Here is a 7766-nt window from a genome sequence, read left to right on the forward strand (position 1 = left end):
TTAGGCTGGTCAGGTGGTTAGAAGTACAAGCCCCTGGCTTTAGACATGGGGTTGGTTTCTACGGAGTCCCTGACTGGCCTCTTAATTTTTATTGGTAAAACTTCACCTCGCTGTTTGACCGGAATGGATAAGCGAATTTACCCAGGGGTCAACCGCGAAGCCGTTATTTTTCTACTTTAGACAATATTTTGCCCTGACGACAAGAAATATTGGCTTTTTGTTAGTTAATTGCATTTTACCTCTTGCGGCCTTCTGGGTAAAGCCGCGATCGCCCTGGATTGTCTCCTGCTTGCCCTCCCTTGGCATCGGCGAGATGGGTTATGCTGAAAATCTCCAGATGCGCGATCGCATCGCCGATCTAGCCTCCCCCAAACAGCTATCCCCTCCTGCATTCATTCCCTCCCTTTTTTGTAAATTTTTGTAACAACTGGCAGTTGCGGATAGAATCTCGGCGATCGGACTTTTTTCTCGTTCTAATTCTCACCCTAATTCTGGGATTGGCGCTTCCTTGGGTTCCTTTGATCTCAGGTATTTAGACGTTATAGAGTCATTGACGCTACTCTGACACTTTTTTCACTTTTTAATTGTTATTTTGTTTGACATACAACGATTGCATTGCGACTCAAATATTTCGTTAGTTTTGTCAAAAAAACGATATTTTATGTTTAGTAGAATATCGTTTTTGGTAAAATTAAATTGCAAAAAGTCGTGAATATAAACCGGAGGGTTAGTGTTTGCAGGGAAAAGAACAGAGAGGGACAATAATTGAGCGAGAGGCTGAGGTTTATAGGGGGGGGAGATAAGGGGTGGCCACAAGAGAACTGAAGGAATGCGAGGAATCTTCGGAAAAACGGGAAACTTTTTGCTACAGTAATCTCAATCTGAGCGCATCCGGTTTTGGCGGGAGTGACGCTTCAGGGAGTCAAAGGTTATCTGCTATGGGTTGGAGCCGATGTTGAGATGCCGAAAGCAACGCTAAAAAAATTATTAAGATTGCGGAAGCAACTGCTAAAAGACGCCGAACTGGAACTGAATTATGTAGTGTTGGTGATTAGTTCTTGTGCGATCGCCACAATGGGACTGCTCAACAATAGTCCGGCGGTAATTATTGGAGCCATGATTGTCGCCCCTCTGATGCAGCCGTTGCGCGGCGTTGCCTTTGGCGCATTAGAAGCAGACCTCCAGTTATTTCGCAAAAGTTTATGGACGGGATTGGTAGGCACTGGCGTGGCGATATTTTTATCCTGGGCGATCGGGAGATTTGTGAACTTGCCGCCGTCAGAATTCTCCTCAGAAATGCTCTCGCGCACCCAACCCAACCTAGTGGATCTCGGAGTAGCGATCGCCGCCGGGGCAGTGAGTGGGTTTGCCAAAATTCGGCCTCGAATCAGCGACGCCCTAGCGGGAACTGCCATTGCGGTTGCCTTAATGCCGCCCTTGTGCGTGGTGGGTATTAGCCTATCCCAAGGATTTTTTGCTGCCAGTTGGGGAGCATTTTTATTGTACTGCACCAACTTTCTCGGGATTATCCTCGCCTGTATGCTGGTATTTGTCTGGGGCGGTTATTATATCGAGACCGAAAAAATCGGGCGGGCATTGGGGTGGACATTTGCCTTAGTTGGGGCGATCGTGATTCCCCTGTTTTGGAGTTTTTGGACCTTGCTCGCCGAAGCGAATATCCGCGCCACCCTCAAAGAAGTCCTACAGCGAGAAACGATTACCGTAGGTCAGCAAGTCAGTTTACTGCGGGCGATCGAAATTGACTGGAACCAAAATCCACCCGAAGTACAGCTCAGCGTCAACGCCAAAGAACCGATCACCCCCAAACAAGTCAGGGAAGTGGAAGAATTCCTGTACGACCGAATGCAACGACGGTTCACCTTAGTGTTTCAAGAAAGTCAAGTGCGCGAAGTCCGAGGGCAACCCCCACAAACCGAAGCGCCGGAAACAGAAAACCCAGGGGAAAAAATGCCCCCCCAGTCCCAAGGGGGCAGTTCAAAAGACATTAGCAACGAAAAAGCCAAGCGAATGCGGCCATTGCGCGCCACCGTGGTGGAAAAACTGCAATGGTCAACCCTGAAAGATTCGAGAGTAGGGCCAGGTAGGGAGAAAAAATCTTACCGCAAAACAGAACCGGGCGCAAAATAATTTTGTAAAATTCGTGACGAGAACGCGAATCATGGAGTAAGGTAGATAAGGCAAGCAAATTGAACATTGAATCGAGGATACAGTTAGAATGACTGCCACGACTACCCCGGTAAAACACGAAGTCAAAGATATTTCTCTAGCGCCCCTAGGGAAACAGCGGATTGATTGGGCGGGACGGGAGATGCCCGTGCTGCACCTGATCCGCGATCGCTTTGCAAAGGAAAAACCCTTCGCCGGGATCCGCATCACTGCTTGCTGCCACGTCACCACCGAAACCGCTCATCTGGCGATTACCCTGAAAGCGGGTGGTGCTGATGCCGTGCTGATTGCCAGCAACCCCCTAAGCACCCAGGATGATGTTGCAGCAAGCTTGGTGGCAGATCATGGGATTCCTGTCTTTGCCATCAAAGGGGAAGACAACGAAACCTATCATCGTCACGTAGAAATCGCCCTGGATCACAAACCCAACATTATTATTGATGACGGGAGCGACGTGACGGCAGGTCTGGTGCAACATCGCAAGGATCAACTGTCGGATATCATCGGCACCACGGAAGAAACCACCACCGGGATCGTTCGTCTGGCGGCAATGTTCAAAGATGGCGTTCTCTCCTTCCCGGCGATGAACGTCAACGACGCTGAAACCAAGCACTTCTTTGATAACCGCTACGGCACCGGTCAATCCACCCTAGATGGAATTATCCGCGCCACCAATGTCCTGCTGGCCGGTAAAACTGTGGTAGTGGCCGGTTATGGATGGTGCGGTAAAGGTACCGCCTTGCGCGCGCGCGGTTTGGGTGCCAATGTCATCGTCACGGAAATCAACCCAGTGCGGGCCTTGGAAGCGACGATGGATGGCTTCCGCGTCATGCCGATGGAGGAAGCAGTGCGTTACGGCGATTTGTACGTGACGGTCACCGGTAACAAGCACGTGATTCGTCGCGAGCACTTCGAGAACATGAAAGATGGTGCCATTGTTTGCAACTCCGGTCACTTCGATATCGAAATCGACCTGAAGGGCCTGGGTGAAATGGCGTCTGAAAAACGCACGGTGCGTCCGTTCACCGAGCAATACAAGCTGCAATCTGGCAAGTCGGTGATCGTGTTGGGTGAAGGTCGTCTGATTAACTTGGCGGCAGCAGAAGGACACCCCAGCGCGGTGATGGATATGAGCTTTGCCAACCAAGCGTTGGCTTGCGAGTATCTGGTGAAGAACAAAGGCAAGCTCGAACCGGCTGTGCATTCGATTCCGGAAGATATCGACCAAGAAATCGCCAGCCTGAAACTGAAGGCAATGGGAATTCATATGGATGCTCTGACCCCAGAACAGGTGAAGTACATCAATTCCTGGACTTCTGGTACCTAATCGGTTGGACGAACTTGCCTCTGACGAGTTAGACGTCAGGGGTGAGTCGTCACCGACTTTGCTTCGGGGGGGTGCCCCGGTGTCTTGCACGCCCGCCCCGAAGCGCCTTTTATCTTACCCCCCTTTGTTGCAAACGAACGCTGTGGCTCGACTCTCGGTTGAATTAAAACGCTATTTTTTTGACGAAGCCCGCTCTGAGGAAGTGACGTTGGCTGCGATTTGGCAGTTGGCGGGAGAGCGGATTTTTGGGTTTTTGTTCGTGTTGCTGTCTCTGCCCTCGGCGTTGCCGGTGCCGGCACCGGGTTATTCGATTCCGTTTGGGGTGGTGATGTTGCTGCTGGCGGTGCAGTTGTTGGCGGGGGCAAAACGCCCTTGGCTGCCGCAAAAGATGTTAAATCGTCCGATTGAGTTGAGCAAGGTGCAAGGGGTTTTGAACTCGGGGATGCGTTGGTTGCAGAAAATTGAGATGTTGTCTCGTCCGCGCTTGAGTTATGTCTGCACCAGTCTGCCGGGACGAATTATTATTGGATGCGCGATCGCCGTGATGTCGGTTTCGATGATGGTGCCGATTCCGTTTACCAATACTCTGCCGGCGATCGGGATTTTTGTCACCGGCTTTGGCTTGCTCGATGACGATGGCGCAATTAGCTTGGCAGGTTTGGTGATTTGTGCGATGGGCTTCACCCTCTCGGCGTCAGTTCTGATTTTTGGCTACGAAATGGTCAGAACGACGATCGATGTGATGAAAGATTTCATTCTGAATCGCTCGACGAGTTAAGCAATTTTGCTTTTAGATAAAACAGGTTTTTTTATACTTTGCGAGAAAACGGCGTTTTTGTGAGAAGACCGGATAAAATTTCAAATTTAGGGGGTTTGCGAAACTGAGGCGATCGCTCCTGTCCTGAATCATTTCCCGATTGTCGCTTCGCCGTGGCGGAAATGTTGTCCCCTTTGTCGCGGAATCGGTAGGAGAGATCGCCTCTTATGTCAGAATAATACCCGTACTACTCGCCCTCGATTCCCATCGATGAAACACAACGCAAATTCTCTCCCCGGTATGACACTTGAAAAGAAAACATCTGCGTTTAACGATCCGGCATTTGCCCATAACAAAACCCGGCCAATTCATCGATGGGTTCCCTGGATTGCTGGCTTTTCCAGCCATTTTGTCAGGGATGCCTTGCACCGATACCTGGACGAAAAAAGTACCGTCTTAGACCCCTTCGCCGGGGTAGGAACCACGTTAGTTGAAGCAGTTTTACTGGGTCATAGAGGGATTGGATTTGAAATTAACCCTTATGCGGCATTAGCCGCAAGGATGAAAATCAATGCCGATCGCATTGATGTCCAAATCTTACAAGAAACCCTTTTAAATTTCCAAACCTTCTACACCGAGAGAATCGGTTCTCAGTCTTTCCCGAAAAGTCAACCTCCCCAAGGATTCAAAACCCGATCCGAATTTTACAGCCCCCAGGTTCTCAAAAAAGTGTTAACGGTCTTGGATTTTATTGACACCCTGGATAATCTCTTCTTACAAGAGTTGTTTAAACTGGTATTTGCATCCACGATGGTGCGCTATTCCAATTATTCTTACGAACCCAGTTTGAGCCGACGGGTGACAGCAGGCAAACCTGAAATTATCGATTTTCCGGTAGAAGAAGCGATTATCGCAAAACTAGAAGAAATTGCCACAGATATTGCGAAAGTGGACTTTCATCAGAAAGAGCGCTGTGAAAATTTTCCGATAATTGAAGATTCCTTCTTAAATTACCAAAATTACTTAACGCCTGAATCGGTGGATGCAATCGTCACCTCACCCCCTTACTTAAATAATTATCACTACAATCGCAATACCCGACCTCAACTTTACTGGCTGGGATTTGCGAACAATCCGAAGGATTTGAAACGACTCGAACACTTAAACTTCGGGAAGTATTGGCAAACCGTGCGCGATCGCCAACCAATTGACCTGGAGTTTCGCTTACCGGAAAGCGATATCGATCGACGCTTAGAGACGATCCGACAGATTAATCCCGAAAAAGGAATCTATGGCGGTTCTGGTTGGGCTAATTATGCCGCATCTTATTTTAATGACTGCTACAAATTCGCCCAAGGCATCCATTACGTTCTCAAGTCGGGCGGTACAGCCCTGGTGGTCATTGGCAACAGCATTCTACAAGGCATTTTAATTCCCACTGACCAATATTTTGGCAAAATTGCTGAATTGGTTGGGTTAGAATTAGTGAATATTGATATTCCCCGTTCCACGCGAGTGGGAAATAGCATTATTCAATCCGAAGTGCGGGTGGCCAAAGCCAAAAAATCTCATCACCTGTATGAAGCGATCGTGGAATTAAGAAAACGGTAAATCCCCTAAAAATCGCCAACTTTTTCGGTGACGATCGCTAAGGATGGCAATACTCCCGTTAAACGTTCTGCCCAAGGTCTACCGGGATGCAATACATCCCACTCTGATGGCGCTTGGTTATATCGTCCTGACCCGGGATCGTGATTTCCAAACCCATCAATGACACAATTCCAAAGGGGTTGATATCTTCGAATCAGTTCGGCTTCTACAGGTCCGATGAGATCGGTTTCGATATGGGTTAAAATCGTAAATCGACAGTTGAAGTCCTCGGTCTGTAAATTTCCCACTTGTTCTATGCTTCTGGCATGTTCTCTCAGTCGGCGATATAAAACAGTGGTTTGAGTCTCCTGTGTTCTTGCGGTTCGCCATCCGGGAGGAACGGCTTTTCCGATATAAATCGGTTGCTCTAAAGCCTGTTTGTTCGCATCGGCAAGTCTCGCATAAAGCCCGCAGTCACCGAGATAGTAAAGTCCATAAACCCCCGCACCGATAAAGCGGTTGGTTGGGGGTAAGGGATAAACCGGCGTTTCGCAGAAAAACTGAATGGCATCGTTAACTACACTGCGAAATTTGGGCGAGCGAAAAATATGGCGATTGGGATTGAATGTCACGGTTTTTTGATGGCGCACAGTTGCCAGTTCCACGATCGCGGTGGATGGGAAGGGAGTGGTGCGATCGCCTCCGGGGTAGGAGCGATCGCCGGACGGGAGTGCGCGATCGCTCTGAGCGGTTTATCCCCGTCTCCTATCACTCACTACCCATACACCACCGCCTTTCCGGGATAAATTTGACGGGTTCGCTTGGGAATGTATATCCATTCCAAATCTTGCAGCCGATTCACCAAGTTAGAGATACTCACGCCGAGTTCTTCTCGCATTTCATAGAGGTGAGGCCAGCGGGTTAAATCCCGACCCTGGCTTTTCTCTTCTAAAATATGTCGCGGCATCAGCAGGCAACTGGCAAAATACTGCGCCTGCCATTCAATCGATTCGAGCTGCGACGCGCTAGAAAGAAACCCCGCCACCTCTCGGGTCCCTCGGCAGACAAATGGCTCATCCGGTGCGGTCACCTCCAGATCGGGCAGGCGAGATTCGGGATCCTCCGCCACATCTTGATTGATGTGCAGCACCCAATGGCCGATTTCATGGGCAAGGGTGGATTCTTGGAACCCCTGGGGCTTATCGAGTAACTGTTCGTTAATCTCGATGCAGCTCTGCAGGGGCAGGATCCGAGCCGCGATCGGCCCAATTTCATCTGGCGGGATGCACTCCCAAATGACGCCGAGATCCAAAAAATCCGCCACTAAGGTGACATCAAATGGCCAACGGGGTGCAAATTGATCTCCGCGCCGATCCATCTGTCTGAGCAGGTGATTGGCCCGATACTCAATCGCCTCTTTGCGATAATAGCGATACGGCTTGAAGATACTCAAGGTTATTCTCCCTCGCTTGCAACCTGTTGAAACACCTTTTGAGCAAAATCCGGATTTTCTCGCATCCGCCGCAGCAGGGCGGGCATGACTTTATAATTTTCCTTGAGAAAATCCTCGTAACGTTGCGGAAGGCGTCCGGCGAGGACGATCAGCTCCTCCTCATCGAGATCCAGATTCCGCGCCAACGACCGAATCACGTCTTCCTTCGGAGGATAGTCCGCGCGATCGTTCTCCAGCTTGGACAAGTAGGTGAAGTCCACCTCCAGAAGCTTGGCAAGCTCCCGTTGGCTGAAACCCTTGTCCTTGCGTGCTTTGCGAATTAGTTTACCAAAACTCTGTTCCACTTCTTTAAAATCCCCAATTAGGGGTCGATAGGGGCTTTGCAACCCTCACCTCCCATTCAGAACCGGACATGAGACTTTCACCTCATCCGGCTCCTAGCCAACTTATCC

General features: G+C 49.6%; 8 protein-coding genes. 5 read left to right on the plus strand and 3 right to left on the minus strand.

What is annotated here, in order from left to right:
- Positions 1-960: 960 nt before the first annotated feature.
- From AC0QH1_RS12015 to AC0QH1_RS12030, 4 genes are all read left to right on the plus strand, one after another.
- Positions 961-2148: a DUF389 domain-containing protein gene (locus tag AC0QH1_RS12015; RefSeq protein WP_324631360.1), complete on the plus strand. Its 1188-nt coding sequence runs from the start codon at positions 961-963 to the stop codon at positions 2146-2148.
- An 88-nt stretch (positions 2149-2236) separates the two neighbouring features.
- On the plus strand, positions 2237-3514 hold the full coding sequence (gene ahcY / locus AC0QH1_RS12020) for an adenosylhomocysteinase (protein ID WP_324631361.1): 1278 nt from the start codon (positions 2237-2239) through the stop codon (positions 3512-3514).
- A gap of 142 nt (positions 3515-3656) precedes the next feature.
- Positions 3657-4292 (plus strand): exopolysaccharide biosynthesis protein, encoded by a 636-nt coding sequence (locus AC0QH1_RS12025; protein ID WP_324631362.1) that lies wholly within the window; start codon positions 3657-3659, stop codon positions 4290-4292.
- Between the two features lie 279 nt (positions 4293-4571).
- Positions 4572-5882 carry a DNA methyltransferase gene (locus AC0QH1_RS12030; protein ID WP_324631363.1) on the plus strand — a complete coding sequence of 437 codons (1311 nt, stop codon included), beginning with the start codon at positions 4572-4574 and terminating at the stop codon, positions 5880-5882.
- 5 nt (positions 5883-5887) lie between these two features.
- On the opposite strand, the gene AC0QH1_RS12035 is transcribed toward AC0QH1_RS12030, so the two are convergent.
- Positions 5888-6511, minus strand: coding sequence for an Eco29kI family restriction endonuclease (locus AC0QH1_RS12035; protein ID WP_324631364.1), 624 nt, complete (start codon positions 6509-6511; stop codon positions 5888-5890).
- Between AC0QH1_RS12035 and AC0QH1_RS12040 the strand changes: the two genes are divergently transcribed.
- Entirely contained in the window at positions 6503-6667 is a 165-nt protein-coding gene (locus AC0QH1_RS12040) for a hypothetical protein (protein ID WP_324631365.1), read from the plus strand. The genes AC0QH1_RS12035 and AC0QH1_RS12040 overlap by 9 nt on opposite strands.
- Here AC0QH1_RS12040 and AC0QH1_RS12045 read toward each other — a convergent pair.
- The gene (locus AC0QH1_RS12045) at positions 6637-7314 is read right to left on the minus strand and encodes an ImmA/IrrE family metallo-endopeptidase (protein WP_324631366.1); all 678 of its coding nucleotides are present in this window, start codon (positions 7312-7314) and stop codon (positions 6637-6639) included. The genes AC0QH1_RS12040 and AC0QH1_RS12045 overlap by 31 nt on opposite strands.
- A 2-nt stretch (positions 7315-7316) precedes the next feature.
- A complete protein-coding gene (locus AC0QH1_RS12050) occupies positions 7317-7658 on the minus strand; it encodes a helix-turn-helix domain-containing protein (protein ID WP_324631367.1) in 342 nt (113 codons plus the stop codon).
- Between the last annotated feature and the right edge of the window lie 108 nt (positions 7659-7766).

The organism is Phormidium sp. CCY1219 (assembly GCF_055795085.1).

What these genes read in the sequence shown, in the direction of transcription:
- AC0QH1_RS12015 (WP_324631360.1), top strand. Translation starts at nt 961, where the DNA reads ATGCCGAAAGCAACGCTAAAAAAATTATTAAGATTGCGGAAGCAACTG.
- ahcY (WP_324631361.1), top strand. Translation starts at nt 2,237, where the DNA reads ATGACTGCCACGACTACCCCGGTAAAACACGAAGTCAAAGATATTTCT.
- AC0QH1_RS12030 (WP_324631363.1), top strand. Translation starts at nt 4,572, where the DNA reads ATGACACTTGAAAAGAAAACATCTGCGTTTAACGATCCGGCATTTGCC.
- AC0QH1_RS12040 (WP_324631365.1), top strand. Translation starts at nt 6,503, where the DNA reads ATGGCGCACAGTTGCCAGTTCCACGATCGCGGTGGATGGGAAGGGAGT.